We start from the raw sequence: 25,861 nt of genomic DNA on the forward strand, positions 1-25,861 counted from the left end.
TGCAAAGGATGGATACGTGAGCGAAACAGACTTGCCAAAAGAACACGTGCAGCCCGCGCCAGAAGCGCCGGTTGAAAAGCCAGCCGCCGTGCGGGAGCGCCGGGGTACTGGTCTGGCCGCGGTGGCCTTGCTACTGGGCGCGGCCGGAGTCGCGGTTGGCGGCTGGAGCCTGTGGCAGGTACGGCACCTGCAGACCAGCACCGAGCAACAGCTGACCGAAGTGCAGAGCTTGGGCACACAGACACTGTCCATCAAGCAGGGTGAGCAAAAACTGCTGGCACGCCTTAACCAACTGCCTTCAGCTGCTGCGCTGGATGATCAGCGTCAGTTGATCGTGCAGTTGCAAGGTGATCAGCAGCGACTGAACCAGCGCCTTGAAACAGTGCTCGGCGCAAGTCGCAAAGACTGGCGCCTGGCTGAAGCCGAGCATTTGTTGCGACTGGCCAGCTTGCGCTTGTCAGCGTTGCAAGACATCAGCAGCGCGCAAGCATTGATGCAGGGCGCCGATACGATCTTGCGCGAACAGAACGATCCGGGTGCTTATGCTGCACGTGAACAGCTGGCCAAGAGCCTGACAGCCCTGCGCAGTGTTGAGCAGCCGGACCGTACCGGGCTGTTTCTGCAATTGGCGGCCTTACGCGACCAGGTCGCGCAGCTCAATGCCCTCGCACCTGTCTATCAGGATAAGGGTGATTCTTTGCTGGGGCTGACGGCTGATGGCGATGGGGCCAGCCGATGGGAACAGTGGTGGGATGATATCTCGCACTACATTCGCATCGACTTCAATGCCGACAAGAACGTACGGCCGTTGTTGGCCGGTCAGAGCCTGACTCAAGTGCGTCTGGCGTTGAGCCTGGCCCTCGAGCAGGCCCAATGGGCCGCCCTTAACGGCCAGGAGTCGGTCTACACCCAAGCCTTGGCGCAAGCCCAGGACGTGCTCAAAGGCAACTTCAACCAGGACAACCCGCAAAGTAAAAAAATCCTGGAGCAAGTGGTTGAGCTCAGCAAGCAGCCGGTTACGGTGAAAACCCCGGACCTTGCCGCGACATTGAGCGCGGTGCAGGCATATCTTGAGCGTCGGCATGTCAGTGCCGATGAACAGGGGGCGGCGGCCAATCCTGCGCAGGAGACCAGCCCATGAAGCGTTTCTATGTGATTGTGTTTTTGTTGATTGCAGCCGCGGCTTGCGTCGGCCTGGCAATCGCCGAAGACGCAGGCTATGTGCTGATCGCCTACAAAAATTTCCGCTACGAATCCAGCCTGTGGGCCACCCTTGCCCTGATGGTCATCCTGGGGTTGCTGCTGTGGGGCATCAAGTTGCTGGTGGAGCTGGTCACGGCCTCTACCGGATTGGTCAACCCATGGTCGCGGCGCAATCGTAGTCGTCGGGTGCAGATTGCCATCGAGCAAGGCCAGATGGACCTCGCCGAGGGGCGCTGGGCGAGTGCGCAAAAGCATCTGGCGCGTGCCGCAGAAGCCGAACGCCAACCCTTGCTCTTCTACCTAGGGGCTGCCCGTGCCGCCAACGAGCAAGGACGTTATGACGAAAGTGACAACTTGCTTGAGCGCGCTCTGGAGCGTCAGCCACAGGCCGAGCTGGCCATTGCCCTCAGCCATGCGCAACTACAGGTGGACCGGGCTGACACAGAAGGCGCGCTGAGCACGCTGCAAGCCATGCACGAACGTCATCCACACAACGTTCAAGTGTTGCGTCAGTTGCAACGCCTGCACCAACAGCGAGGGGATTGGGCAGCCTTGATCCGCTTGTTGCCGGAGCTGCGTAAAGACAAAGTGCTGCCTGCCAATGAACTGGCTGAGCTTGAACGCCGGGCCTGGGGCCAAAACCTCAATCTGGCGGCCCAGCGTGAGACCGGAGGGGACGCAGGCCAGCAATCGCTCACGCGGGCCTGGCAGCAATTGACTTCGGCGCAGCGTCAGGAGCCGACACTGGTCCTGGCCTATGCCGAACAGCTACGCCAGCTGGGAGCGCAAGCCGAGGCTGAGGAAGTCTTGCGAGGCGCCCTGAAGCGTCAGTACGACAGCCACCTTGTGCGGCTTTATGGGTTACTGCGCGGCAGTGATCCGGTCAAGCAGCTGCAGGCCGCTGAAGGATGGCTCAAGGCCCATCCTGGCGACGCCAGTTTGCTTTTGACCCTGGGCCGTTTGTGCTTGCAAAACAGCTTGTGGGGCAAGGCTCGGGACTATTTTGAAAGCAGCCTGAAGGTTGAGCGCAACCCTGAAACCTGTGCAGAGCTGGCGCGATTGCTGGCTCAGTTGGGGGACACGACGCGCAGCAATCAGTTGTTCCAGGAAGGCTTGAACTTGCTGGATGAGCGGTTGCTGGCCTTGCCTTTGCCTGCAACGGGTACGACCCTTTAAGAGGAGATGTCCGGTAGGTGTCAGCACAGGCCGGACGCTTCAGGGTAAGTTGGCGATATGGCACGTTAGCGAGTAATTCCTACAAGATTTGCTCGCTTGGCTTTCAAATGTTGTTGGTAATTCCCTACATCCTTCAGGAAGGATCCGCTGGGGACCACCTTGAAAGCGCCAATGGCTTTCATCTACCGTAACCAACTGTCTCTTTTGTTACGGAAAAGCCATGTTTTTGGCCTACTCACGTTTCATTTTTTTCTTGGCTTTTTTTGTCGCCGCCCTCGTGATGGGTGCTTCGTTGTACCTGGAGTTTGGCGTCGGACTTGAACCGTGCTGGTTATGTTATGCGCAGCGCGGCTTTTTGCTGGTCTTCGGTGCTGTCAACCTGATGGGGTATATTCACACGCCTGGCCGTACGGGGGTTTTGGTGTATTCCGTGGTGTCGACATTACTGGCATCGGGAGGGGCCGCGAGTGCTTTGCGGCAGGTTGTCATACAGAGCGCGCCACCCGAGCGTCTGATGTTCTGCCAGCCCGACCTGGCCTGCATGTGGCGGATCCTGTCGCCGGGCGACATGTTCTCGGTGATCTATCGCGGCAGTGAAGCGTGTGCACGTATTCGCTGGACCCTGTTTGACCTGAGTATTGCCGAGTTGAGTCTGCTGGCCTTTGTAGGGCTGTTTGTGCTGAGCAGTTGTCAGATAATTCGTTCGATTATTTACCGATAATTGCCCGGTTCCTGCGACGCCAGGTAGCAGTCAGCATTAAACGCTTGTATGAACTTTCTCTCGTGCGTACCTTGAAGGTGTTGCCGTGCGAGCATAATCTGGCCCGCACGCATTATTGGAAATATGCCGCCCATTGTTGCTGCGCTTGCGCACATTTGGGTTCAGACAGGCCCGGCTGACGCTGGGTGGCATGGGCCCACAAGGGAAGAGAGATCATCATGCTCGAGAGTTGCAGTAATGCCCAGGAACGTTTCAATGGCGTCCACAAGCTGATTGATAACTGGCTGCATGATCGCAGCGAACTTGTGAAAGCCTATGAGGCGGTGAAGGTCGAGCAGAAGGCCTCAAATCCCAAGCGCAAGACACAGCGTGAGTTTTGCCAGGTTCTGGTGGACTACGTCTCTGCGGGGCACTTCGAAATCTACGAACAGCTTAACGATGAAGCCAAAGCGTTCGAGGATGATCGAGGTCTGGAACTGGCCAGCACCATCTATCCCCGAATTGATGCCATCACCGAAGCCGCTCTGGCCTTCAACGATCAGTGCGATGGCAAGGATCATCGGCCTGACTGTGAAAAACTCGCGGCGAAGTTTCAGGCACTGGGTGCCTTGCTTCATGAACGCTTCGAGCTGGAAGACTGCCTGATTGAAGTGCTGCACAACGCGCACCAGCAGAAAGAAGCACAAGCCGTCCAGGCCTGACCTGAGTCCTGGATCGATCGTTAACGGTGCGCATGGCGCACCGTTTTTGTAGGTGACAGTTCACTTTTTGATGTCGAGCAACTCGATGTCAAACACCAGGGGCGTGTGGGGTGCAATCAACCGTCCAGCACCGTCTGCACCGTAGGCCTGCCCGGAAGGCATCACCAAACGCCATTTAGCCCCGATCGGCATCTGTACCAACGCAGTGCGCCAGCCTGCGATAACACTGTCCAGGCGAAACCATTGAGGTTCAACGCTTTGGTCGAATGGAGTGCCATCGGGCAAGCGTCCTGCATAATTCACATAGACCGAATCATGGAGGCCAGGCTTTGCGCCGTGACCGGGCCTGAGCTCGGTCAGGATGATGCCGTCAGCCAGCTCGCGTGCCTGCGGCTGTTGCTTTTCTTTGAGCAGGAAGTCACGTTCGGCCGCAAGTGCCCGCTCACTCGACGGTAAGGGTTGAGCCGCATCAGCCTGGGCCTGGTGTTGAAGCAAAATCTGTTCAATACGCTCATTGCTGAGTGCCAGCGGTTTATCTTGATAGGCTGCCCGCAGCCCCTCGATCAAGGCTTGAATCTGCAGGTCGGGGGCTTCTTCACGCAAGCGATCACCCAGGCTGGCCCCAAGGCTGTAAGCGAGATCGTGGGCGTTATTGGTGTCGGTTGCCCACGCTGACGGGGTGGCAGGTGACAGGCACAATAACGTCAATAAGAGGTAGCGCGGCATGGGCATTCTCCAGCCTGAAATGCAGGCGATTATGCCAGCGCAGGTGCGGACTTCCGTGGTTTATTTGGCGGCCAATAAACGTTGAACCACTTGCAGGATTTACTCGGATCACAGCTTAAAGGTTGATCCGGAACAAGTTTTTTGACGTCATGCAACCCATGACGGTCCTTAGTGTCAACATGCTCTAGCGGCGGTAGTTGCAGAGGTCTAGTATGAGCCGCACTCACTTCAGCCAGGAGGTAAACCATGTCGGCCAATAAGAAACCCGTTAATACGCCGTTGCACTTGCTCCAACAGCTCTCAGGCAGCCTGCTTGAGCATTTGGAAAACGCTTGCTCCCAAGCGTTGGCTGATGCTGAGAAACTGCTCGCCAAGCTTGAAAAACAGCGCGGTAAAGCTCAGGAAAAACTGCATAAGGCGCGTGCCAAGTTGCAGGATGCGGCGAATGCCGGCAAGTCCAAGGCGCAGTCAAAAGCCAAGGGCGCTGTCAAAGAGCTTGAGCAACTGCTTGATGCACTCAAAGAGCGTCAAACCGAAACCCGCGATTACATTCTGCAACTCAAACGCGATGCGCAAGAAAGCCTGAAACTTGCCCAGGGTATTGGTCGGGTTAAAGAGGCCGTGGGCAAAGCGTTGACGGCCCGCAATGCCAAGCCTGCAGCAAGCACCAAGAAGCCCGCTGCCAAAGCAAGCGTTAAAGCTGCAGCCAAGGCACCTGTAAAAGCCGCAGCCAAACCGCCCGTAAAAGTAGCCGCCAAGCCTGCGGCCAAAGCACCTGCGCAAAAGCCGGCCGCCGCCCGCACCGCTAAACCGGCCGCCAAGCCTGTAGCTGCTAAAACTGCAGCCGCCAAGCCGGCCGCCAAAGCAGCAGCTGCCAAACCGGTTGCTGCCAAAGCACCTGTGAAAGCGCCGGCTAAAGTAGCTGCCAAGCCTGCTGCCAAACCGGTAGCCGCCAAACCAGCCACAGCGACAAAGCCAGCGATCAAACCAGCCGCTAAACCTGCGGCCAAGCCTGCCGTTAAAGCCGCCGCCAAACCGGCTGCCAAGCCTGCCGCTAAAAAGCCTGTAGCTGCCAAGCCTGCTGCTGCGACACCCGCCAAGCCAGCCGCAACGCCAGTCGCTGCAACACCGGCTGCCAGCTCTGCGTCGACGGCAACGCCAGTGCCGGCTACGACCCTGGCCACCCTCCCGCCCAGCGCTTCTTAAGCTGGATTGATTGCGGCGCGCAGCTTGTGCAGCGCGTCGCGATCAGGCAGGTCAACAGCGCTTGCCATTCTTTGCAGCCAATCGCAATCCCTATCGGACTGGGCGGATGGCCAGCCTTGTGTCACTGACTCCAGGCGCCGCAGCACTTCACGTTCCGCATCTAATTCCAATGCCTTGATCTGCGTCCTTAGCAGGGCCAGCACCTCATCGTGCAGGGCAGCTTCGCGCCATTGCGTGCGCAACTGCCGTAGCGGCTGCACCACCTCGCGTTGCCAGGGGCCGGCACACGCTTTCAATTGCGCCAGACGGGTCTCGTCACAGGGCACACCCCGGTATTCCAGCCAGGCGGCACTCAGCAACAGGCACACGTCCAGACCCTGGGCCTGGAGGCGCAAACACGTCTGTTCCACCCCAGGTCGGGCGTAGAGGTTTAAACAGTAGTTCCACAGGTCAATCTGCATAGTGCAATTCGCGCCAGTTAAGAGGGAAGCTGGTAGACTCCGCGGCCATTATGATCCGACTTCAGAACCTGACTTTACAGCGTGGCCCGCAACGTCTGCTAGAAGACGCCGAGCTGACCCTGCACGCCGGCCACAAAGCCGGTCTGGTCGGCGCCAATGGCGCCGGTAAATCCACTTTGTTCGCCTTGTTGCTGGGTGAGTTGACGCCTGATTCCGGGGATTGTCTGCTGCCGGCCGACTGGCGGATTGCCCACATGCGGCAAGAAATCGACACGCTCGACCGCATCGCGATCGACTACGTGCTCGATGGCGACCAGCGCTTGCGCCAGGTGCAGGCCGATCTGGCCAAGGCCGAAGCCGACGAAGATGGTGCCGCCCAGGCCCGCCTGCACTCCGAACTGGACAGTGCCGATGGTTACACGGCCGATGCCCGTGCCCGCAAAATGCTTGCCGGCCTGGGGTTCACCAACGAGCAAATGGACCGCCCGGTTGCCGACTTTTCCGGCGGCTGGCGGATGCGCCTGAACCTGGCGCAAGCCTTGATGTGCCCGTCGGATCTGTTGCTGCTCGATGAGCCGACCAACCACTTGGACCTCGATGCCATCCTGTGGCTGGAAGACTTCCTCAAAAACTATCCGGGCACTTTGCTGCTGATCTCCCACGACCGGGATTTCCTGGATGCCGTGGTCGACAATATCGCCCACGTCGATCAGCGCAAAATCACGCTCTATCGCGGTGGCTACAGCGCCTTCGAACGTGCCCGTGCCGAACGTCTGGCCCAGCAGCAACAGGCCTACGAGAAGCAGCAGGCGCAACGTGCGCACATGGAAAGCTACATTGCCCGCTTCAAGGCTCAGGCCACCAAGGCGCGCCAGGCGCAAAGCCGGATCAAAGCCCTTGAGCGCATGGAAGAACTGAGTGCGGCCCACGTCGACTCGCCGTTCGATTTCGTATTCCGTGAGGCGGTCAAGCTTTCCAGCCCGCTGCTTGATTTGTCCGATGCGCGTTTGGGCTATGGCGACAAGACCATCCTGGAGAAGGTCAAGCTGCAGCTGGTTCCGGGCGCGCGTATTGGTTTGCTCGGGCCGAATGGCGCGGGCAAGTCGACCCTGATCAAAAACCTCGCGGGCGAGCTGGAGCCGATCTCGGGCCGTCTGGCCCGTGGCGAAAACCTGGTGGTGGGTTACTTTGCCCAGCATCAGCTCGACTCGCTGGACTCAAAAGCCAGCCCGCTGTTGCACATGCAGCGTCTGGCGCCGACCGAGCGTGAGCAAACCCTGCGCGATTTCCTCGGTGGCTTCGACTTCCGGGGCGCACGCATCGACGAGCCGGTACTGAACTTCTCCGGTGGCGAAAAAGCCCGCCTGGCGCTGGCCTTGATTGCATGGGGCCGGCCGAACCTGCTGTTGCTCGATGAACCGACCAACCACCTTGATCTCGAAATGCGCCTGGCGTTGACCATGGCCTTGCAAGAGTTCAGTGGCGCGGTACTTGTGGTGTCTCACGATCGGCATTTGCTCAAAAGCACCACCGATGAGTTTTTGCTGGTGGCCGATGGCAAGGTGCAAGAGTTTGACGGCGATCTTGAAGACTACGCGCGCTGGCTGGCGGATTACCGTTTGCGTAATGCGCCGGTCAGCAACACTCCGGTCAACCCGGACAAAACCGATAAGAAGGCTCAGCGCCAGGCCGCAGCGGCCTTGCGCCAACAATTGGCGCCGCACAAGCGTGAAGCCGACAAGCTCGAAAGCGAGTTGGGCAAGGTCAACGAGAAGCTGGCTCAGATCGAAACCAGTCTGGGCGACAGCGCCGTGTATGAAGCGGCCAACAAAGACAAGTTGCGAGAACTGTTGGCTGAACAGGCCCGGCTGAAGGTGCTGGAAGGCCAGCTCGAAGAACGATGGATGGAGGCACTGGAGCTGCTGGAGAGCCTGCAGGCAGAGCTTGAGGCGCTTTCCTGATGGAAGCCCTCAACCTGCCAGTTCCTGCCGAGTTGGTTGCGCCGCTATGGATTGGCATCCAGATCTTGCTGATCCTGTTGGCGGGCTATTTCTCGCAACGCTTAGTGGCGCGCTTCCTGACACGCCTGAGTGAGCGTTATCCGTTCCCGCCGCAGTTGCTGATGCCACTGCGCGGTGGTCTGCGCTGGTTCATCATGGGCAGCGCGGTGATTTTCGTGCTCGAGCGTCTGGGTGTCTCTGCCACCGTGTTGTGGACGGCACTGTCGGGCTTTGTCGCAGTCGCAGCGATTGCCTTCTTCGCCATGTGGAGCGTGCTTTCTAATCTGTTGTGCGCGGTGCTGATCTTCACCGTGGGGCCGTTTCGCATCGGTGATGTGGTGGAGTTGGTCGATACCCTCGACAAGCCGGGCATGAAAGGCCGGGTCGTGGCCATTAACCTGCTGTACACCACCTTGATCGAAGCCGCCGAAGCGGGATCGGGCAGCAGCATGGTTCAGGTGCCCAATAGCTTGTTCTTCCAGCGCTCGGTTCGCCGTTGGCGCGAAGGCGACTTTTAACGCCTCATTTCTTTCGCAGCCTGCGGCAGCGGCTACAAAAAGTAGTGGTCAATTTTTAGCCAGCGCATTAGCTTGTTGGACCTGTTACAACTTTTGTCCGAGGTGAGCGATGTCGTTGGAAACGTGGTTGGCCTTTTTTGCGGCTTCCTGGGTGATCAGCCTGTCTCCAGGCGCTGGCGCAATTGCCTCGATGTCGTGCGGCCTGCAATACGGTTTTTTGCGTGGCTATTGGAACGCGTTGGGGCTGCAATTGGGGCTGGCGCTGCAAATTGCGATTGTCGCCGCGGGCGTCGGCGCAATTCTCGCGGCATCATCCACCGCCTTCTATGCGATCAAATGGTTTGGCGTGGCCTACCTCATTTACCTGGCCGTCAAACAATGGCGTGCCCTGCCGGCCGATCTTAGCGATGACGCCGCCGTGCGTCCCATTGGCAAGCCGATGGCGCTGGTATTCCGCGGCTTCCTGGTCAATGTGAGCAACCCCAAGGCGCTGGTCTTTATGCTGGCGGTATTGCCGCAGTTTGTTGATCCGCACGCACCGCTGGTTGCGCAATACCTGATTCTGGGAGCGACCATGATCAGCGTGGACTTGATTGTCATGGCCGGTTACACCGGGCTCGCCTCCAAAGTCCTGCGTCTGCTGCGCACGCCTAGACAGCAACGGCGCATGAACCGCACATTTGCAGGGTTATTTGTCGGGGCTGCGGGCTTTCTGGCGACATTGCATCGGACTACCACTTAAAAATCTTGAGTGAAAGAGATGGGAAGTGAACAATGTGTTACTTCTCATTTCCATCCGGATGTATCGATGACCGCCCGCTCGCGTTTTTTGGCATGGCTGATGTTGCCCGTACTCGCCTTATGCAGCCTTGCTGTATCTGCCAACTCCCCGGAAGGTGCCTCACAGGCGCTTCACTTAATTGACTACATCGGCGCGGACTATCCGCCCACCGTTGATGACGGCAAGGTTGTTGATGAAACCGAATACCGCGAGCAGCTGGAGTTTCTGGTTGTCCTCAAGGGGTTGATCGCGGACCTGCCGGAGCGCCCTGAGCGTGCCGAGCTGGCGCAGGGCGTCAATGCGTTGCACAACGCGATTGAACAGCATCAGGACGGTGCAGATGTGGCCCGTTCAGCACGTCAGCTGGGCGCCAGGCTGGCGGTGGCCTATGAGGTCAGTCAGGCTCCGGCCATTACCCCCGACCCTGTACGCGGTGAGCCGCTGTACGCCCAGCACTGTTCGGTGTGCCACGGGGCAACAGGTGTGGGTGACGGGCCTGCGAGTGTCGGCATGACCCCTCCACCGGCCAACCTGCGTGATACGCAGCGTCTGGATCGCCTGAGCCTCTATGCCATCTTCAACACGTTGGGGCTGGGGGTCGAAGGCACCGACATGCCTTCGTTTGCCGACCAGTTGGACGAGCGTCAGCGCTGGGATCTGGCCACTTATATCGCTGGGCTGAGTGTTGATCCGGCTGCCACCAAAGCCGATAAAACCTACAACCTTGCAGACCTTGCGCGTCAAACCCCCAACGAGATACTGACCGCAGAAGGTCCGGAAGCGACGGCGACTTTCCGTGCTCAACGGGCCCGGCCGCCGCAGGTTCAGCGCGGTCCTGGGCAATTGCTCGACTACACCAGCGAGACCCTCGACAAAAGCCTGGCGGCTTATCGGGCGGGCGATCACGAGCAGGCGTATGACTTGTCCGTTGCGGCCTATCTGGAAGGGTTCGAACTGGTTGAAAGCTCGCTGGACAACGTTGACGCCAATGTCCGCAAGAACAGCGAAAAAGCCTTGATGGCTTATCGACAGTCGTTGCAAGACGGCTTGCCGATCGAGCAGGTCGAGCAGCGCCTGGATGCGGCAAAAGCCTTGTTGAAAGAGGCGGCTGGCCTGTTGGGCAGCGATGGCCTGAGCTGGTCGCTGAGCTATATCTCGGGCTTGCTGATTTTGCTGCGTGAAGGCCTGGAAGCCATTCTGGTTTTGGCCGCAATTCTTGCCTTCTTGCGTAATACCGGCCAGCAATCGGCGGTACGCAGCGTCAACATCGGCTGGGCCTTGGCCTTGGTCGCAGGTCTTGCGACCTGGGCGCTGGCGGCCTATGTGATTGACGTCAGCGGTGCCCAGCGCGAATTGCTCGAAGGTTTCACCGCCTTGTTTGCCAGCGTCATGGTCCTGTGGCTGGGCGTGTGGATGCATGACCGGCGTCATGCAGCTGCCTGGCAGGATTACATCAAAAGCAGTCTGGTCAGCGGAGGCGGGCGCTTTGGCTTCGCCATCCTGGCGTTCTTCTCGGTGTACCGCGAGCTGTTCGAAGTGATCCTGTTTTACGAGACCCTGTGGCTGCAAGCGGGCCCGGCCGGTCATAACGCTGTCCTGGCGGGCGGTGCAACGGCACTGGTGTTGCTGATGGGGCTGGCCTGGATCATTCTGCGCGGCTCGGCCAAGTTGCCGTTGGCCCTGTTCTTCGGGATCAATGCCGCGCTGCTCTGCGCGTTGTCGGTGGTCTTCGCCGGACATGGTGTGAAAGCGCTGCAGGAAGCGGGTATCTTCGGCACCCGGCCTGTGGCGTTCTTTGACTTCGACTGGCTGGGCATCCACGCTGATGCCTATTCGTTGTTCGCCCAGGCCGTGGCCATCCTGGCCATTGTGGTGCTCTACAGCCGCAGCAAGCGCGCTGAAAAGCGCCGGTTACAGGCCTAGCCTTATAACGGTTACCGCCCGCGGGTTGCGATCACAGCGGGCGGTAATCGCGACGAATGATCATTCCCCATCATAATTTGGAGCTTATCCATGCGTGTCTGGATCGACGCAGACGCCTGTCCCAAGGCGGCGAAGGATCAAGTCATCAAGTTCGCGCTCAAGCGTCAGTTTGAGGTGCTGCTGGTGGCGGGGCAGAGTCAGATCAAGCCGGCGTACGCGCTGGTCAAGTTGATTGTGGTGCCCAGCGGCCCGGATGCCGCCGATGACTACTTGGTGGAACACGCGGTGCCCGGTGAGTTGGTGATATGCAGCGATGTGCCATTGGCCGATCGGCTGGTAAAGAAGGGCGTGGCGGCGCTGGACCCACGGGGCAAGGAATTTGATCCGCAGAACATGGGCGAGCGGCTGGCGGTGCGTAACCTGTTCACTGACCTGCGTGAGCAAGGTCAGATGAGCGGCGGGCAGGGCGCATATGGCGAACGTGAAAAGCAGGCGTTCGCCAATGCGCTGGACCGGATATTGACCCGGCTGGCACGAGGCTGATCAATCTTCGTGGGTCAGTTCCAGCACGCGATCGACCATTTTATTGATGCCTGAAGCCGCTTCACTGATGGATTTGGCAAGCATATAGGCCGGAGTGCTGACCAGTTTCCGGGCTTTGTCTTCGACAATGTCGCTGACTTCACACTCCTGGTGGGTGGCGCCCATTTTGCTCACCGCGGCGGCTGTCTCAGGGTCTTTACCGATGGTGCAGGTCACGCCGGGGCCATAGATTTTGGCGGCGATGGCTGGCGTGATGCACATCAGGCCAACAGGCTTGCCAGCTTCGGCAAATGCTTCGGCCACCGCCAGTACATCGGCCTGAACGCTGCAAGCGCTCCCTTCTGAGGCAAAGCTGGAGAGGTTCTTGGCCGAGCCGAATCCGCCAGGCACGATCAAGGCGTCAAAATCTTCCGCCCTGGCTTCGCGAATATCCTTGATTTCACCGCGCGCGATACGCGCCGACTCCACCAGCACATTACGCGACTCGGGCATTTCTTCGCCGGTCAGGTGATTGATCACATGCAGCTGCGCAACATTGGGGGCAAAGCATTGCACGATGGCCCCGCGCTGATCGAGGCGCAGCAGGGTGATAACGCTTTCGTGGATCTCGGCGCCATCGTAGACACCGCAGCCAGACAGAATCACGGCAACTTTTTTGTGGGTCATATTAGGTCTCCTTGTTCATGGCGCTAATGTCGCCTGATTTGGCGCGTGATGCCATAGCCATTTGACTGCGCACGCAGGGCGATTGACGCTCTCTACATGGATCGCAATTCGGCTCTGGCGTTCAGTTTAGTGCGAGATCGGGGGAGGGGGCATGGGCGCTGCACGGGCAGCGCCTGGAGGGTGTGCGAACGCAGTCACCCGATTACTCAGCTGGCGGTTTTTCAGCCTCGGCGGCGGCCTTGTTTTTTTCGTCGAGTGCGGTCTGTTTGGCCAGGCGCGCATTTTTGAAGCGGCGGCGGGCCCACAGGCACAAACCTAGCAGCAACAAGGCTCCCAGCACCCACAACTCATACTTCTTCACGCTGCCCAGCATGCCTTCGAGCACGGCGCCAAAGTGGTAGGCGGCAGTTGCCAGGACAATTGCCCAAATGGCTGCGCCAATACCGTTCAGCAACAGATAGCGGCCCGGCGGGTAGCCCGAGAGGCCGATGGCTACAGGCATGACGGTGCGCAGGCCGTAAACAAAGCGGAAGCTCAAGACCCAGATGTCCGGGTGCTTGCGGATGTGCTCCAGAGCCTTGTCGCCCATGAGTTGCCAGCGCGGTTTGCGCGCCAACAGTTTGCGGCCGTGCTTGCGCCCCAGAAAGTACCAAAGCTGATCGCCGGCATAACTGCCGAGGAACGCCACGATCATGACCAGTTTGAGGTCCATGTATCCGCGAAACGCCAAGAAGCCTGCGAGAACCAGAATGGTCTCACCTTCAAAGAACGTCCCTAGAAACAGGGCGAAGTAACCGAATTCTTGAAGAAATTGTTGGAGCATTGTCTGGATGCTGGCGAAATGAACGCGCAGCCTACGCCTTAAGGCACTTTCATGAAAGTATCGAAATGTGTCTTGTCGTTAACATTTCCTACAATGGTTGTGCTTTTGCCTGACGTTTTCAGGATGTGTCATCTAGTGTTCATCGACATCAGTTATAAATAGCGCGCGCGTATCTGCAGGGCGCCAGAACAATTTTCACAAATTACCCTCTAATGGGCTTCAGCCCGCATAAAGCGTTGTTGAGCGGTTTAATCCCACTGGCGTTGGTGGCATTCTGGCAGCTTGACTGCCCGTGTCGCTTAACGGTTACGAGAGTCAGACTCGCTCTTACAGGAACATTCAATGAATACCGAAGGACATACAGAACTCGTTGCCACTGAAGCTCAACCGATTGTTGAGTCAGTCACCGAAACCCCGCCAGTCCCGGAGACACACGCGCCTGCCGTGGCTGAAGCCCATGTGGCGGCGCATCCGGTGATAACCATTCCTGGCCTGGATGACAGCAGCCTGTATATCCATCGTGAGCTGTCACAATTGCAGTTCAATATTCGCGTGCTGGAACAGGCGCTGGATGAGTCCTATCCGTTGCTGGAGCGGTTGAAGTTCCTGCTGATCTTCTCCAGTAATCTGGATGAGTTTTTCGAGATTCGTGTCGCGGGCCTGAAGAAACAAATTACCTTTGCCCGCGAACAGGCGGGTGCTGACGGTTTGCAACCGCATCAGGCGTTGGCCCGGATCAGCGAACTGGTTCACGGCCATGTTGATCGCCAGTACGCGATCCTCAATGACATCCTGTTGCCTGAGCTTGAGAAGCATCAGGTGCGCTTTATCCGGCGCCGACACTGGAACACCAAGATCAAAGCGTGGGTACGCCGCTTCTTCCGCGACGAGATTGCGCCAATCATCACTCCGATCGGTCTCGACCCGACGCACCCGTTCCCGTTGCTGGTGAACAAGAGCCTGAACTTTATCGTAGAGCTGGAAGGTATCGATGCCTTCGGCCGAGACTCGGGTCTGGCGATTATCCCGGCCCCGCGCTTGCTGCCGCGGGTGATCAAGTTGCCTGAAGATGTCGGCGGCACAGGGGACAACTATGTGTTCCTGTCATCGATGATTCACGCGCACGCCGATGACCTGTTCCAGGGCATGAAAGTGAAGGGGTGCTACCAGTTCCGCCTGACCCGAAACGCGGACCTGGCAGTTGATACCGAAGATGTCGAAGACCTGGCCCGCGCCCTGCGTGGCGAGTTGTTCTCGCGTCGTTATGGCGATGCTGTGCGCCTGGAAGTGGCCGACACCTGTCCGAAACACCTGTCCGACTACCTGCTCAAGCAGTTCAGCCTGCACGAGACTGAGTTGTATCAGGTCAATGGCCCGGTGAACCTTACGCGTCTGTTCAGCATCACCAGCCTGGACAGCCATCCCGAGCTGCAATACACCCCGTTCACTCCGGCGATCCCTAAACTGTTGCAGAACAGTGAGAATATTTTCAGCGTGGTCAGCAAGCAGGACATTTTGCTGCTGCACCCGTTTGAATCGTTTACTCCGGTGGTGGATTTGCTGCGACAGGCCGCCAAGGATCCGCATGTATTGGCCGTGCGCCAAACCCTGTACCGCAGTGGCGCCAACTCGGAAATCGTGGATGCATTGGTCGATGCGGCGCGCAACGGCAAGGAAGTCACGGCGGTGGTTGAGCTGCGCGCGCGGTTTGACGAAGAGTCCAACCTGCAACTGGCCAGCCGTCTGCAAGCGGCCGGCGCCGTGGTTATCTACGGTGTGGTGGGCTTCAAGACCCACGCCAAGATGATGCTTATCCTGCGCCGCGAGGCAGGCGAGATCGTGCGTTACGCTCACTTGGGTACCGGTAACTATCACGCCGGCAACGCCAAGCTTTATACCGACTACAGCTTGCTGACCTCGGATGATGCGTTGTGTGAGGACGTAGGCAAACTGTTCAGCCAGTTGATCGGCATGGGCAAAACGTTGCGCATGAAAAAGCTGCTGCATGCGCCGTTTACCCTGAAGAAAGGCATGCTCGACATGATTGCCCGCGAAACCCAGTTCGCGTCTGAGGGCAAGCCGGCGCACATCATCGCCAAGTTCAATTCCCTGACCGACCCGAAGATTATTCGCGCCCTGTACAAGGCCAGCCAGTCCGGAGTCCGTATCGACCTGGTGGTACGTGGGATGTGCTGTTTGCGTCCGGGCATTCCCGGGGTTTCGCACAATATTCATGTGCGCTCGATCATTGGCCGCTTTCTGGAGCACACGCGGGTCTTCTACTTCCTCAATGGCGGCGAAGAGCAGATGTTCCTGTCGAGCGCGGACTGGATGGAGCGCAACCTCGATAAGCGTGTCGAGACGTGCTTCCCGGTCGAAGGCAAAAAGCTGATTCTGCGCGTCAAGAAAGAGCTGGAGTGCTACCTCACCGACAACACCCACAGCTGGACACTGCAGTCTGACGGGCGATATGTGCGCAACACGCCAACCGGTAACCAAAACCCGCGCAGCGCCCAGGCCACGTTACTTGACCGCCTAAGCCTGCCGGTGTTGACGGTGAGCACCGGGCCGTCTGTTTGACCCAGCCCGGCAGGTACTCTGCTGCCAGTCAAACATCGCAGCCTTCGTGCCTCGGCAGCGGCTACAGACCGTAGCAGCTGCCGAGCTCAGGTGCGCAAGCGTCTTAAGACACCGTCAGCACAATCCCGACGCGAGTCAGCCACTGCGCTTCTTGTTCGAAGTCGGCCTGGGTCAGCGGGTTTTTCTCCAGCCAGCCCTCGGGGAAGATCACGTCGAGGTGATCTCCCTCGGCACGCAGCTTCACTTGCGAAGCTTCCTGGTTGCCACGGATGTGGTAGAACAGGATCGCAAAGCGCAGCAGCACGCACAGGCGAATCAGCTTGGTGCCGTCCTTGCCGAACTCGGCAAACTTGTCTTTAGGAATATTACGGCGATGCCCGCGCACCAGCAGCGCAAGCATTTGCTGGTCTTCGCGCGAAAACCCGGCCAGGTCTGAGTGTTCGATCAGGTAGGCGCCGTGCTTGTGGTAGTGGTAGTGGGCAATGTCCAGCCCGACTTCATGCACCTTGGCGGCCCAGCCCAGCAACTCACGCCAGATCCCGTCCTTGAGCTCCCACGACTTGGCGACCTGATCAAAGGCCAGCAGGGCTTTGCGTTCAACCCGGGCGGCTTGCTCGAGGTCCACGTGGTAGCGGTCCATCAGCGAGCTCAAGGTGCGCTCACGTACGTCTTCGTGGTGATGTCGGCCCAGCAGGTCGTACAGCACGCCTTCACGCAGCGCACCGTCGCAATGGTCCATGCGCTTGAGCTCAAGGGCGTCGAAAATGGCTTCCAGAATTGCCAGGCCTGCCGGGAAAATGGCCCGGCGATCGGGTTTGATACCCTCAAAGTCGATTTTCTCGACCTCACCCATCTTGAACAGTTTGCGCTTGAGCCATGCCAGACCTTCGGCGTTGACCTCGCCATTACCATGACCACCGGCCTTGAGGGCCAGGCCAATGGCGCGAATGGTGCCCGATGAACCGATGGCCTCGTCCCAGCTCAAGCGGTGCAGGGCGTGTTCAATGCTCATGATTTCGAGGCGTGCAGCGGTGTAGGCCTGAGCATAACGGGCCGGGGTGATTTTTCCGTCACGGAAATACCGCTGGGTAAAGCTGACGCAGCCCATTTGCAGGCTTTCGCGCAGCAGCGGCTCAAAACGCTGGCCGATGATGAATTCGGTACTGCCGCCGCCGATGTCGGCAACCAGGCGCTTGCCCGGCGTGTCGGCCAGGGTGTGCGAGACGCCCAGATAGATGAGGCGCGCCTCTTCACGACCGGAGATGACTTCAACGGTGTGTCCCAGGATCTCTTCGGCGCGCTCGATGAATTCATTGCGGTTGCGTGCTTCACGCAAGGCGTTGGTCCCAACGATACGAACAGCGCCCAATGGCATACCGTTGATCAGTTGGGCGAAACGCTTCAGGCAATCGAGCCCGCGCTGCATGGATTCTTCATTGAGCTGGCGTTCTTCGTCGATGCCGGCAGCTAACTGCACTTTATCGCCAAGCCTTTCGAGAATACGGATTTCACCGTTCTGGGCCTTGGCCACCACCATATGAAAGCTGTTAGAACCCAGATCAATGGCGGCGATCAGGGACGGATTCTTGGCTTGGGATTGGGGCATGGTTGAGGGGTCTCGGTCGATAACTTCGCCATCGTGCCACGATCAAACGCTCGCGCCAACGCGTGATATCAGATGCATTGATATGGAGCATGCAAGCCATGACATTAGCTTCTTTATGACAAAGCGCCGTTTTTGTGGATATGAACTTACCCATAACGGCATCGATACCCAGTGCGTTTGGGCTTGTCAGCTACATTACGTACAGCTAATTCCTATATTAAGAACATCGCAGATCATGCAGCCCGGGCTCGTCAGTGACGGCATCGATACCCGCGCTCATGAATCATCATAGTGAGAGTCAATCAACCCTCACCTTCCTGAACGCGAGGATGACAGCTATGATGTGCTACGTTTTTGCTTACAACTACGGAGACTTCCATGAGCAGCGATCTAATTAAACACGTCACCGACGCTAGCTTTGAGGCCGAGGTTCTCAAGGCTGAAGGCGCTGTATTGGTCGATTACTGGGCTGAATGGTGTGGCCCATGCAAAATGATCGCGCCAGTTCTGGACGAGATCGCCGAGACTTACAAAGGCAAGCTGACTGTTGCCAAGCTGAACATTGACGAAAACCAGGAAACCCCGGCCAAGCATGGCGTACGCGGTATTCCTACGTTGATGCTGTTCAAAAACGGCAACGTCGAAGCCACCAAGGTCGGTGCGCTGTCGAAGTCGCAGTTGGCTGCATTCCTTGACGCCAACATTTAAGCGTCAATAAAGGCCCCGCAAAATGCGGGGCTTTTTCATGGCTCAAGGACTAGACGCTGTGAAACTCAAGTGTTACATTCGGCCCCGCACTGGTTTCTCCATTGCCCCCTGCAAGCCGTCGCCGACGCACTCCTTATCGAATTAGTACGCGATCCTGTCGCCTTCTCTGCGGCGCGGCCTCATTAAGCCAAAAGCTTAATTTCCCCCTCCATAAATGATTACGTCATTCCTATATGAACCTGACTGAACTCAAGCAAAAGCCGATTACCGAACTGCTCGAATTGGCCGAACAGATGGGCATAGAAAATATGGCCCGTTCGCGCAAGCAGGACGTGATTTTCTCCCTGCTGAAAAAGCACGCGAAAAGCGGCGAGGAAATCTCCGGTGATGGCGTGCTGGAGATCCTCCAGGACGGCTTCGGCTTCCTCCGTTCTGCTGACGCCTCTTATCTGGCCGGCCCGGACGATATTTACGTCTCGCCTAGCCAGATTCGTCGCTTCAACTTGCGCACTGGCGACACCATCGTCGGCAAAATCCGTCCGCCAAAAGAAGGCGAGCGGTACTTCGCACTGCTGAAAGTCGACACGATCAACTACGATCGTCCCGAGAACGCGAAAAACAAGATTCTCTTCGAGAACCTGACCCCGTTGTTCCCGACCGTACGCATGAAGATGGAAATCGGTAACGGTTCCACTGAAGATCTGACCGGTCGCGTCATCGACCTGTGCGCTCCGATCGGTAAAGGTCAGCGTGGTCTGATCGTTGCTCCGCCAAAAGCGGGCAAGACCATCATGCTGCAAAACATTGCGTCGAACATTTCGCGTAACAACCCCGAAGTGCACTTGATCGTTCTGTTGATCGACGAGCGTCCGGAAGAAGTTACCGAAATGCAGCGCACCGTGCGCGGCGAAGTGGTTGCTTCCACCTTCGACGAGCCGCCAACCCGCCACGTGCAGGTTGCCGAAATGGTGATCGAGAAGGCCAAGCGCCTGGTCGAACACAAAAAAGACGTGGTGATCCTGCTTGACTCCATCACGCGTCTGGCTCGTGCCTACAACACCGTGATCCCGAGCTCCGGCAAGGTATTGACCGGTGGTGTTGATGCTCACGCCCTTGAGAAACCAAAGCGTTTCTTCGGTGCTGCGCGCAACATTGAAGAAGGTGGCTCGCTGACCATCATCGCGACCGCGCTGGTTGAAACCGGCTCGAAGATGGATGAAGTGATCTACGAAGAGTTCAAGGGCACCGGTAACATGGAACTGCCTCTGGACCGCAAGATCGCTGAAAAGCGCGTCTTCCCTGCGATCAACATCAACCGCTCCGGCACACGCCGTGAAGAGTTGCTGACCGCTGATGACGAATTGCAACGCATGTGGATTCTGCGCAAGCTGTTGCACCCGATGGACGAAGTCGCAGCGATCGAGTTCTTGATCGACAAGCTGAAACAGACCAAGACCAACGATGAGTTCTTCCTGTCGATGAAACGCAAGTAAATCGCCGGAAGCCAAGCAAGAGCCGGGGAAACCCGGCTTTTTGCTGTCTGACCTTTCTTGAAGCGGGCAGCTCTCTCTTCTGAATAGCCGGCGTGGGCGCTAAACTCAGCCTCCCAACGCCACGGCCAACATGAGGCTCAAGCATGCAATATCGCGACTTACGCGACTTTATCAGCGGCCTGGAACAGCGCGGTGAACTCAAGCGCATCCAGGTTCCGGTGTCTCCCAAGCTGGAAATGACCGAGATCTGCGACCGCACATTGCGCGCCAAAGGCCCGGCTTTGCTGTTCGAGAACCCGGTGGGTTACGACATTCCGGTATTGGGTAACCTGTTCGGAACCCCTGAACGTGTTGCCTTGGGCATGGGGGCCGAAGCGGTCAGCGAGCTGCGGGAAATTGGCAAGTTGCTGGCGTTCCTCAAAGAGCCAGAGCCGCCTAAAGGTCTTAAAGATGCCTGGTCCAAGCTCCCCATCTTCCGCAAGATCATTGCCATGGCCCCGAAAGTGGTCAAAGACGCGGTGTGTCAGGAAGTGGTCATTGAGGGCGATGACGTCGATCTTGGCCTGTTGCCGGTACAGCACTGCTGGCCGGGCGACGTAGCGCCCCTGATAACCTGGGGCCTGACTGTGACCAAAGGCCCGAACAAGGAGCGCCAGAACCTTGGGATTTATCGCCAGCAGGTGATCGGCCGCAATAAAGTCATCATGCGCTGGTTGAGCCATCGCGGCGGCGCGCTGGATTATCGTGACTGGTGCGAGAAGCATCCCGGTCAGCCATTCCCGGTTTCTGTGGCGCTGGGTGCAGACCCTGCAACGATTCTGGGTGCGGTCACTCCGGTGCCGGACAGCCTGTCCGAGTACGCATTTGCCGGCTTGCTGCGCGGTAATCGCACGGAGCTGGTGAAGTGTCGCGGCAATGATCTGCAGGTACCGGCCACCGCTGAAATCATCCTTGAGGGTGTGATCCATCCCGGTGAGATGGCGCCTGAGGGGCCTTACGGCGATCACACCGGTTACTACAACGAAGTCGACAGCTTTCCGGTGTTTACCGTTGAGCGCATCACCCATCGGCTCAAGCCGATCTATCACAGCACCTACACGGGCCGTCCACCGGATGAGCCGGCGATTTTGGGTGTGGCGCTCAACGAAGTCTTTGTGCCGATCCTGCAAAAGCAGTTCCCGGAAATCACTGACTTCTATCTGCCACCTGAAGGCTGCTCGTACCGCATGGCCATCGTGACCATGAAGAAGCAGTACCCGGGGCACGCCAAGCGCGTAATGTTGGGTGTCTGGTCGTTTTTGCGCCAGTTCATGTACACCAAATTCGTTATCGTGACCGACGACGACATCAACGCCCGCGACTGGAACGACGTGATCTGGGCGATCACCACGCGCATGGACCCCAAGCGCGACACGGTGATGATCGACAACACGCCCATCGACTATCTGGATTTTGCTTCGCCGGTTTCCGGTCTTGGCTCGAAGATGGGCCTCGATGCAACCAACAAATGGCCGGGTGAAACCACCCGCGAATGGGGTCGGGTCATCGTCAAGGATGAGGCTGTTACTCGCCGGATTGATGACATTTGGAATCAATTAGGAATAGATTGATGCGTGTAACCTTGCAGCCATCAGGTGCGGTGCTGGAAACCTTGCCTGGTGAGCGGATACTGGATGCAGCACAGCGCTTGGGCTATGAATGCCCGCAAAGCTGTCGCAATGGTAATTGTCACGTGTGCGCGGCCTTGCTGGTTGAAGGTCAGGTGGAGCAGGCCGGTGAGGTGCGCGATCAGGGCGAGGTCTATACCTGTCTGGCAGCGCCGCTTGAAGACTGTGTGGTGCTATGGGATGGCGTGCTTGCGTTGGGAGAGTTACCGGTGCGTAGCCTGGCATGTCAATTGACCGAATGTATCGATATGGGTGGCGATGTGTGGCGGGTGCGCTTGCGGGCTCCCGCCGGCAAGCCGCCGCGTTATCACGCCGGGCAATACCTGATGCTGGAGCGTGAGAACGGTGAGAAATCAGCGTTTTCCCTGGCCAGTGCTCCGCACTCGGGGCGTGATCTTGAGTTGCATGTGCTGGTGCGTGAAGACAGCGCCCGCAGCCTGATCGAGCAACTGCAGCGCAACAAAATGGTCCGCGTTGAGCTGCCATTTGGCGACACGCATTTGTCGGAGTTGCCGGACGGCCCGCTGGTCTTGATCGCGGCGGGCACCGGTATGGCGCAAATGCACAGCCTGATCGAGCATTGTCGCCAAGAAGGCTTCCGGCATCCGGTTCATCTGTACTGGGGTGTCCGTCGTCCTGAAGACTTCTACACCCTGGAAGAGTGGGACGCATGGCAACAGATCCCCAACTTGTTCCTGCACAAGGTGGTGAGTGATCTCTGTGGTTGGGAAGGGCGTTGCGGGCTATTGCATGAAGCGGTGTGTGAAGACATCAGCGACCTCAAGTCGGTGCATGTTTATGCCAGCGGCTCCCCGGCCATGATCTACGGCACCCTGGATGCACTGGTCAGTGCCGGGATGGACGCGCATCAAATGCGCGCTGACGTGTTTGCCTACGCTCCCCGGGGCTGATCCGTCTAGAAGCGCAAACCGGTTGTAATCATGGCTGCATTGGCGCCGAGCAGCACCAGCTCGGCGGCCACCGGGCCGTAATGGGCGCCCACGGACGGGATGATGACGGGTGCGACGCCAAAACGGTTGAGCGGGATCTTGTCCCGATATTCACCGTGATAGCCTTCCAGCAAGCCGCCGGTCAGCTTCAAATAGACCGGATAGGTGTCACTCTCAAAGCGTTTACCGGCGTAGGCGTAATACGAGCGTTGCCTGAATGAATTGCGAAAAGTTGCGCCCCCCACAAGCCAGCCTGAGCCGTCGTGGTATTCAAGGCCGATCAAATCCTGATTGTTGTTGTGCTCCGGGTCGGGCGAAAAGTGCTTGGTATAGACGCTGGTTTGCACATACCAGAAGTCTTTGTCGCGGGTGGGCGTGTCGCTTTGCGCCAGTGCCACACTGGCGTAAGCCAGCATTAACAGGCCGCAGATCCCTGTTTTTTTCATCAAAAGCCTTTGTCGACAGACAGGTACGCGAGAGGGCGGCCACTATAAAGTGATCTTTAACTCACTACCTGAACACAGCCTTTACAGAGTTAGCCGCTCACGGGGGCGGTCCAGTCCTGGAGTTGCCAGGTCATCCGTCCTGCGACGCGGGCGAATTCATTTTTAGTGCTATAAGATCAACAACACCCTTTCTGTTTATATCCATGTATTGCCTGCAGGACCCTTCACCTTCCGCTATGACTGCCATTGAATCTGCCTGTTTAAGTTCAGCCTATCCCCCGCGACTCGATCTTGGGGCGCCATTGACGCCCGAACAGCTTCAGCACTCCTTGCAAGCCACACTGGCGCGCCATAAAGGCGGACCGATCTGGCTTTTCGCCTATGGTTCTCTGATTTGGCGTCCTGAGTGTCCGGCAGTCGAACGTGTCCGGGGCCGCGTGCATGGCTACCATCGAGGGTTGTATTTGTGGTCCCACGAGCATCGCGGCACGCCGCAATGGCCCGGCCTGGTATTTGGTCTGGACCGTGGCGGTTCGTGCAGTGGCTTTGCCTACCGCCTGCCTGAAGAAAACCTCGACACTGCGCTTGAGGCTTTATGGCGACGTGAAATGCCGGTGCCATCCTATCGACCGCACTGGCTAAGCTGCCGGCTCGAAGATGGGAGTCGGGTACAGGCATTGGGATTTGTGCTGGAGCGACATTTGCCCAGCTACGCGGGCAACCTGTCAGACGGCATACTGAGCCAGGTATTGGCCAATGCCAGCGGACGCTATGGCACCACTCGCGATTATGTCGAGCAGACCATGAGCGCCCTGCGTAGCCACGCCATGCCAGATCGAAACCTGGAGGCGCGGCTCAAGCGCTGTCGTTCAGTCGAGCCTTAAGCTTCGACTGCACGCCCTTCACTGGCTACATTTTTGTGGCGCAGTGTCGGGATCATAAAGGCTATTGCTAACAGGCATGCACTGATTAGCAACACAAAACCGCCATCCCAACCGAAGTGGTCAACCAGGTAGCCCATTGCCGCACTGGCCGCCACCGAACCGCCGAGGTAGCCAAACAGCCCGGTGAACCCTGCGGCCGTACCGGCTGCTTTCTTCGGTGCCAACTCCAGCGCCTGCAAACCGATCAGCATTACGGGTCCGTAAATCAGGAAGCCGATGGAGAACAGCGCGATCATGTCTACCGTCGGATTGCCCGGTGGGTTAAGCCAGTAAACCAGTGTGGCGACGGTCACCAATGACATGAAGACGATGCCGGTCAGGCCGCGATTGCCCCGGAAGATTTTGTCCGACATCCAGCCGCACAGCAGCGTGCCCGGAATACCTGCCCACTCGTAAAAGAAGTACGCCCACGAGGTTGTATCTACGGTGAAGTGCTTGGCTTCCTTGAGATAAGTAGGTGCCCAGTCCAGAACGCCGTAGCGCAGCAGGTATACGAACACGTTGGCCAAGGCGATGTACCACAGCATTTTGTTGCGCAGCACGTATTTGACGAAGATCTCTTTGGCGCTGAATTCGTCTTCATGGCTGGAATCGTAACCGGCCGGGTAATCATTCTTGTACTGCTCAATCGGCGGCAAACCGACCGACTGCGGAGTGTCGCGCATGGTGATGAAGGCAAACAACGCGACTAGCAGGGCAACGGTGGCCGGAACGTAAAACGCCGCGTGCCAATCGTTGAACCAGGCCATGCCCAGCAAAAACAGTGGGCCGATCAAACCGCCGCCCACGTTGTGCGCCACGTTCCACACGGACACTACGCCGCCGCGTTCTTTCTGCGACCACCAGTGAACCATGGTCCTGCCGCTTGGCGGCCAGCCCATGCCCTGTGCCCAGCCGTTAATAAACAGCAAGATGAACATCATGGTCACGCTGGATGTTGCCCAAGGCGCAAATCCAAAAATGAACATGACCCCGGCTGAAATCAGCAAGCCGAAGGGCAGGAAAAAGCGTGGGTTAGAACGGTCAGAGACCAGCCCCATGAGGAATTTTGATAGCCCGTAAGCGATGGCAATCGCGGACATGGCGAGACCCAGCTGTCCGCGGGTATAACCCTCGTCAATCAGGTAGGGCATGGCCAGCGAAAAGTTTTTGCGCAGCAGGTAATAGCCCGCGTAGCCAAAGAAAATACCAGCGAAAATCTGCCAGCGCAGGCGTCGGTATGTACTGTCTATTTTTTCTTCGGGCAGAGGTGCCCGGTGTGCGGCAGGTCGGAAAAAAGCAAACATTCAAGAGCTCCAAATTTCTTGTTATATCAGCGAGCTCGAACATTACATTTTCGTTACTGAAAATGACAGGCGTTAGCTCCATCTGATGGGGGAAAAATCAGTCCGTGAATTTTCAGTAGTGAACATTTGGTGCAGCTGCTTTCAGCCGATCTTTTTAATTTTCTAGCCTGTTCTGTCGCCGACAGGCTATTTTCCCAAGCGTTTTGGCCGATAACGTCATGAACAGAGGGCAGGGCGCTGAGCTATGTCCTTTTCTTACAGGCATGGTTTCTCGTCCGTGCAAAGAAAGGAGCGAATTGTGAACGCGTGGATCGTATTGATGCTGGCCCTGTTTTTGCCGATGGTGGCGGTCGCTGAAGAAGCAGAGGACGCCGCTGCCAAGGTTAGCTATATCAGTCTGAGCCCGCCGTTTGTGGGCAATTACGGGTTGGATGGTGGCTCGAAACTCAAGGTGTATAAGGCCGATATTTCACTGCGGGTGACAGGTGCCGATGCGGCCAAGGCGGTTAAAGCCAATGACCCGCTGATCCGCAATCAGTTGGTGGGGTTGTTTACCCAGCAAGCCAGCGACGGGATGAGCAATGTCGAGGCCAAGGAAAAGCTGCGCCAGGAAGCCCTGAAGCAGGTTCAGCAAGTGATGAACGATGAGACGGGCAAGCCGATGGTGGATGACTTGCTGTTCAATAATTTGATTGTTCAGTAAGGCTTATCGCCCCGGCCTTCTCCGGGCGGC

At 57.9% G+C, this 25,861-nt stretch carries 24 protein-coding genes; 17 read left to right on the forward strand and 7 right to left on the reverse strand.

Features of this window, described 5'->3' with window-relative positions:
* Positions 1-16 precede the first annotated feature (16 nt).
* From AWM69_RS11925 to rsd, 4 genes are all read left to right on the forward strand, one after another.
* Positions 17-1,141 (forward strand): uroporphyrinogen-III C-methyltransferase, encoded by a 1,125-nt coding sequence (locus tag AWM69_RS11925; RefSeq protein WP_131654874.1) that lies wholly within the window; start codon positions 17-19, stop codon positions 1,139-1,141.
* Complete coding sequence (locus tag AWM69_RS11930) at positions 1,138-2,379, forward strand: heme biosynthesis protein HemY (RefSeq protein WP_218726936.1); 1,242 nt, start codon at positions 1,138-1,140, stop codon at positions 2,377-2,379. The genes AWM69_RS11925 and AWM69_RS11930 overlap by 4 nt, the downstream gene beginning before the upstream one ends.
* A gap of 220 nt (positions 2,380-2,599) precedes the next feature.
* A complete protein-coding gene (locus AWM69_RS11935) occupies positions 2,600-3,100 on the forward strand; it encodes a disulfide bond formation protein B (protein ID WP_131654872.1) in 501 nt (166 codons plus the stop codon).
* A gap of 218 nt (positions 3,101-3,318) precedes the next feature.
* Complete coding sequence (gene rsd, locus AWM69_RS11940) at positions 3,319-3,801, forward strand: sigma D regulator (RefSeq protein ID WP_131654871.1); 483 nt, start codon at positions 3,319-3,321, stop codon at positions 3,799-3,801.
* A gap of 60 nt (positions 3,802-3,861) precedes the next feature.
* On the opposite strand, the gene AWM69_RS11945 is transcribed toward rsd, so the two are convergent.
* Complete coding sequence (locus tag AWM69_RS11945) at positions 3,862-4,527, reverse strand: FKBP-type peptidyl-prolyl cis-trans isomerase (protein ID WP_131654870.1); 666 nt, start codon at positions 4,525-4,527, stop codon at positions 3,862-3,864.
* A gap of 246 nt (positions 4,528-4,773) precedes the next feature.
* Here AWM69_RS11945 and AWM69_RS11950 point away from each other — a divergent pair, with 246 nt between their 5' ends.
* Complete coding sequence (locus AWM69_RS11950; protein WP_131654868.1) at positions 4,774-5,733, forward strand: AlgP family protein; 960 nt, start codon at positions 4,774-4,776, stop codon at positions 5,731-5,733.
* Here AWM69_RS11950 and AWM69_RS11955 read toward each other — a convergent pair.
* Positions 5,730-6,194, reverse strand: a complete 465-nt coding sequence (locus tag AWM69_RS11955; RefSeq protein ID WP_218726937.1) for a TIGR02444 family protein — start codon at positions 6,192-6,194, stop codon at positions 5,730-5,732. The genes AWM69_RS11950 and AWM69_RS11955 overlap by 4 nt on opposite strands.
* Before the next feature lie 50 nt (positions 6,195-6,244).
* On the opposite strand from AWM69_RS11955, the gene AWM69_RS11960 reads away from it, so the two are divergent.
* The 5 genes from AWM69_RS11960 to AWM69_RS11980 all read left to right on the forward strand — a co-directional run bounded on the left by AWM69_RS11960 (position 6,245) and on the right by AWM69_RS11980 (position 11,959).
* Positions 6,245-8,155, forward strand: coding sequence for an ATP-binding cassette domain-containing protein (locus AWM69_RS11960; RefSeq protein ID WP_218726938.1), 1,911 nt, complete (start codon positions 6,245-6,247; stop codon positions 8,153-8,155).
* Entirely contained in the window at positions 8,155-8,712 is a 558-nt protein-coding gene (locus AWM69_RS11965) for a mechanosensitive ion channel family protein (RefSeq protein WP_048383799.1), read from the forward strand. Before AWM69_RS11960 ends, AWM69_RS11965 begins: the two co-directional genes overlap by 1 nt.
* Before the next feature lie 109 nt (positions 8,713-8,821).
* On the forward strand, positions 8,822-9,454 hold the full coding sequence (locus AWM69_RS11970) for a LysE family transporter (RefSeq protein WP_048383800.1): 633 nt from the start codon (positions 8,822-8,824) through the stop codon (positions 9,452-9,454).
* Positions 9,455-9,520: 66 nt separating this feature from the next.
* Positions 9,521-11,416 (forward strand): FTR1 family protein, encoded by a 1,896-nt coding sequence (locus AWM69_RS11975; protein WP_218726939.1) that lies wholly within the window; start codon positions 9,521-9,523, stop codon positions 11,414-11,416.
* A 90-nt stretch (positions 11,417-11,506) separates the two neighbouring features.
* Positions 11,507-11,959, forward strand: a complete 453-nt coding sequence (locus tag AWM69_RS11980) for a YaiI/YqxD family protein (RefSeq protein ID WP_048383802.1) — start codon at positions 11,507-11,509, stop codon at positions 11,957-11,959.
* Here the strand turns inward: AWM69_RS11980 and elbB are convergent, their stop codons facing one another.
* Positions 11,960-12,625 (reverse strand): isoprenoid biosynthesis glyoxalase ElbB, encoded by a 666-nt coding sequence (gene elbB, locus AWM69_RS11985; RefSeq protein WP_048383803.1) that lies wholly within the window; start codon positions 12,623-12,625, stop codon positions 11,960-11,962. It lies immediately after the preceding gene.
* Between the two features lie 202 nt (positions 12,626-12,827).
* Positions 12,828-13,448: a DedA family protein gene (locus AWM69_RS11990; RefSeq protein WP_131654864.1), complete on the reverse strand. Its 621-nt coding sequence runs from the start codon at positions 13,446-13,448 to the stop codon at positions 12,828-12,830.
* Positions 13,449-13,790: 342 nt separating this feature from the next.
* Here AWM69_RS11990 and ppk1 point away from each other — a divergent pair, with 342 nt between their 5' ends.
* Positions 13,791-16,028 (forward strand): polyphosphate kinase 1, encoded by a 2,238-nt coding sequence (gene ppk1, locus AWM69_RS11995; RefSeq protein ID WP_048383806.1) that lies wholly within the window; start codon positions 13,791-13,793, stop codon positions 16,026-16,028.
* A gap of 103 nt (positions 16,029-16,131) precedes the next feature.
* On the opposite strand, the gene ppx is transcribed toward ppk1, so the two are convergent.
* Positions 16,132-17,634 carry an exopolyphosphatase gene (ppx, locus tag AWM69_RS12000; RefSeq protein WP_131654863.1) on the reverse strand — a complete coding sequence of 501 codons (1,503 nt, stop codon included), beginning with the start codon at positions 17,632-17,634 and terminating at the stop codon, positions 16,132-16,134.
* Between the two features lie 378 nt (positions 17,635-18,012).
* Here ppx and trxA point away from each other — a divergent pair, with 378 nt between their 5' ends.
* From trxA to AWM69_RS12020, 4 genes are all read left to right on the forward strand, one after another.
* Complete coding sequence (gene trxA / locus AWM69_RS12005; protein WP_048383808.1) at positions 18,013-18,342, forward strand: thioredoxin TrxA; 330 nt, start codon at positions 18,013-18,015, stop codon at positions 18,340-18,342.
* A 233-nt stretch (positions 18,343-18,575) separates the two neighbouring features.
* Positions 18,576-19,835, forward strand: a complete 1,260-nt coding sequence (gene rho, locus AWM69_RS12010; RefSeq protein ID WP_003438291.1) for a transcription termination factor Rho — start codon at positions 18,576-18,578, stop codon at positions 19,833-19,835.
* A gap of 143 nt (positions 19,836-19,978) precedes the next feature.
* A complete protein-coding gene (gene ubiD / locus AWM69_RS12015; protein ID WP_218726941.1) occupies positions 19,979-21,445 on the forward strand; it encodes a 4-hydroxy-3-polyprenylbenzoate decarboxylase in 1,467 nt (488 codons plus the stop codon).
* On the forward strand, positions 21,445-22,413 hold the full coding sequence (locus tag AWM69_RS12020) for a CDP-6-deoxy-delta-3,4-glucoseen reductase (RefSeq protein WP_218726942.1): 969 nt from the start codon (positions 21,445-21,447) through the stop codon (positions 22,411-22,413). Before ubiD ends, AWM69_RS12020 begins: the two co-directional genes overlap by 1 nt.
* Before the next feature lie 5 nt (positions 22,414-22,418).
* Here AWM69_RS12020 and AWM69_RS12025 read toward each other — a convergent pair whose 3' ends face one another.
* On the reverse strand, positions 22,419-22,868 hold the full coding sequence (locus AWM69_RS12025; RefSeq protein WP_131654898.1) for a sn-glycerol-3-phosphate transporter: 450 nt from the start codon (positions 22,866-22,868) through the stop codon (positions 22,419-22,421).
* Between the two features lie 266 nt (positions 22,869-23,134).
* Here AWM69_RS12025 and AWM69_RS12030 point away from each other — a divergent pair, with 266 nt between their 5' ends.
* Positions 23,135-23,782 (forward strand): gamma-glutamylcyclotransferase, encoded by a 648-nt coding sequence (locus tag AWM69_RS12030; RefSeq protein ID WP_131654861.1) that lies wholly within the window; start codon positions 23,135-23,137, stop codon positions 23,780-23,782.
* Here the strand turns inward: AWM69_RS12030 and glpT are convergent.
* Positions 23,779-25,128 carry a glycerol-3-phosphate transporter gene (gene glpT, locus AWM69_RS12035; RefSeq protein ID WP_048383813.1) on the reverse strand — a complete coding sequence of 450 codons (1,350 nt, stop codon included), beginning with the start codon at positions 25,126-25,128 and terminating at the stop codon, positions 23,779-23,781. The genes AWM69_RS12030 and glpT overlap by 4 nt on opposite strands.
* Positions 25,129-25,426: 298 nt before the next feature.
* On the opposite strand from glpT, the gene AWM69_RS12040 reads away from it, so the two are divergent.
* Positions 25,427-25,831, forward strand: coding sequence for a flagellar basal body-associated protein FliL (locus tag AWM69_RS12040; protein ID WP_131654860.1), 405 nt, complete (start codon positions 25,427-25,429; stop codon positions 25,829-25,831).
* Positions 25,832-25,861: the final 30 nt, after the last annotated feature.

This window comes from Pseudomonas sp. D1HM (genome assembly GCF_019266105.1).
Taxonomy (GTDB): Bacteria; Pseudomonadota; Gammaproteobacteria; order Pseudomonadales; family Pseudomonadaceae; genus Aquipseudomonas; species Aquipseudomonas taetrolens.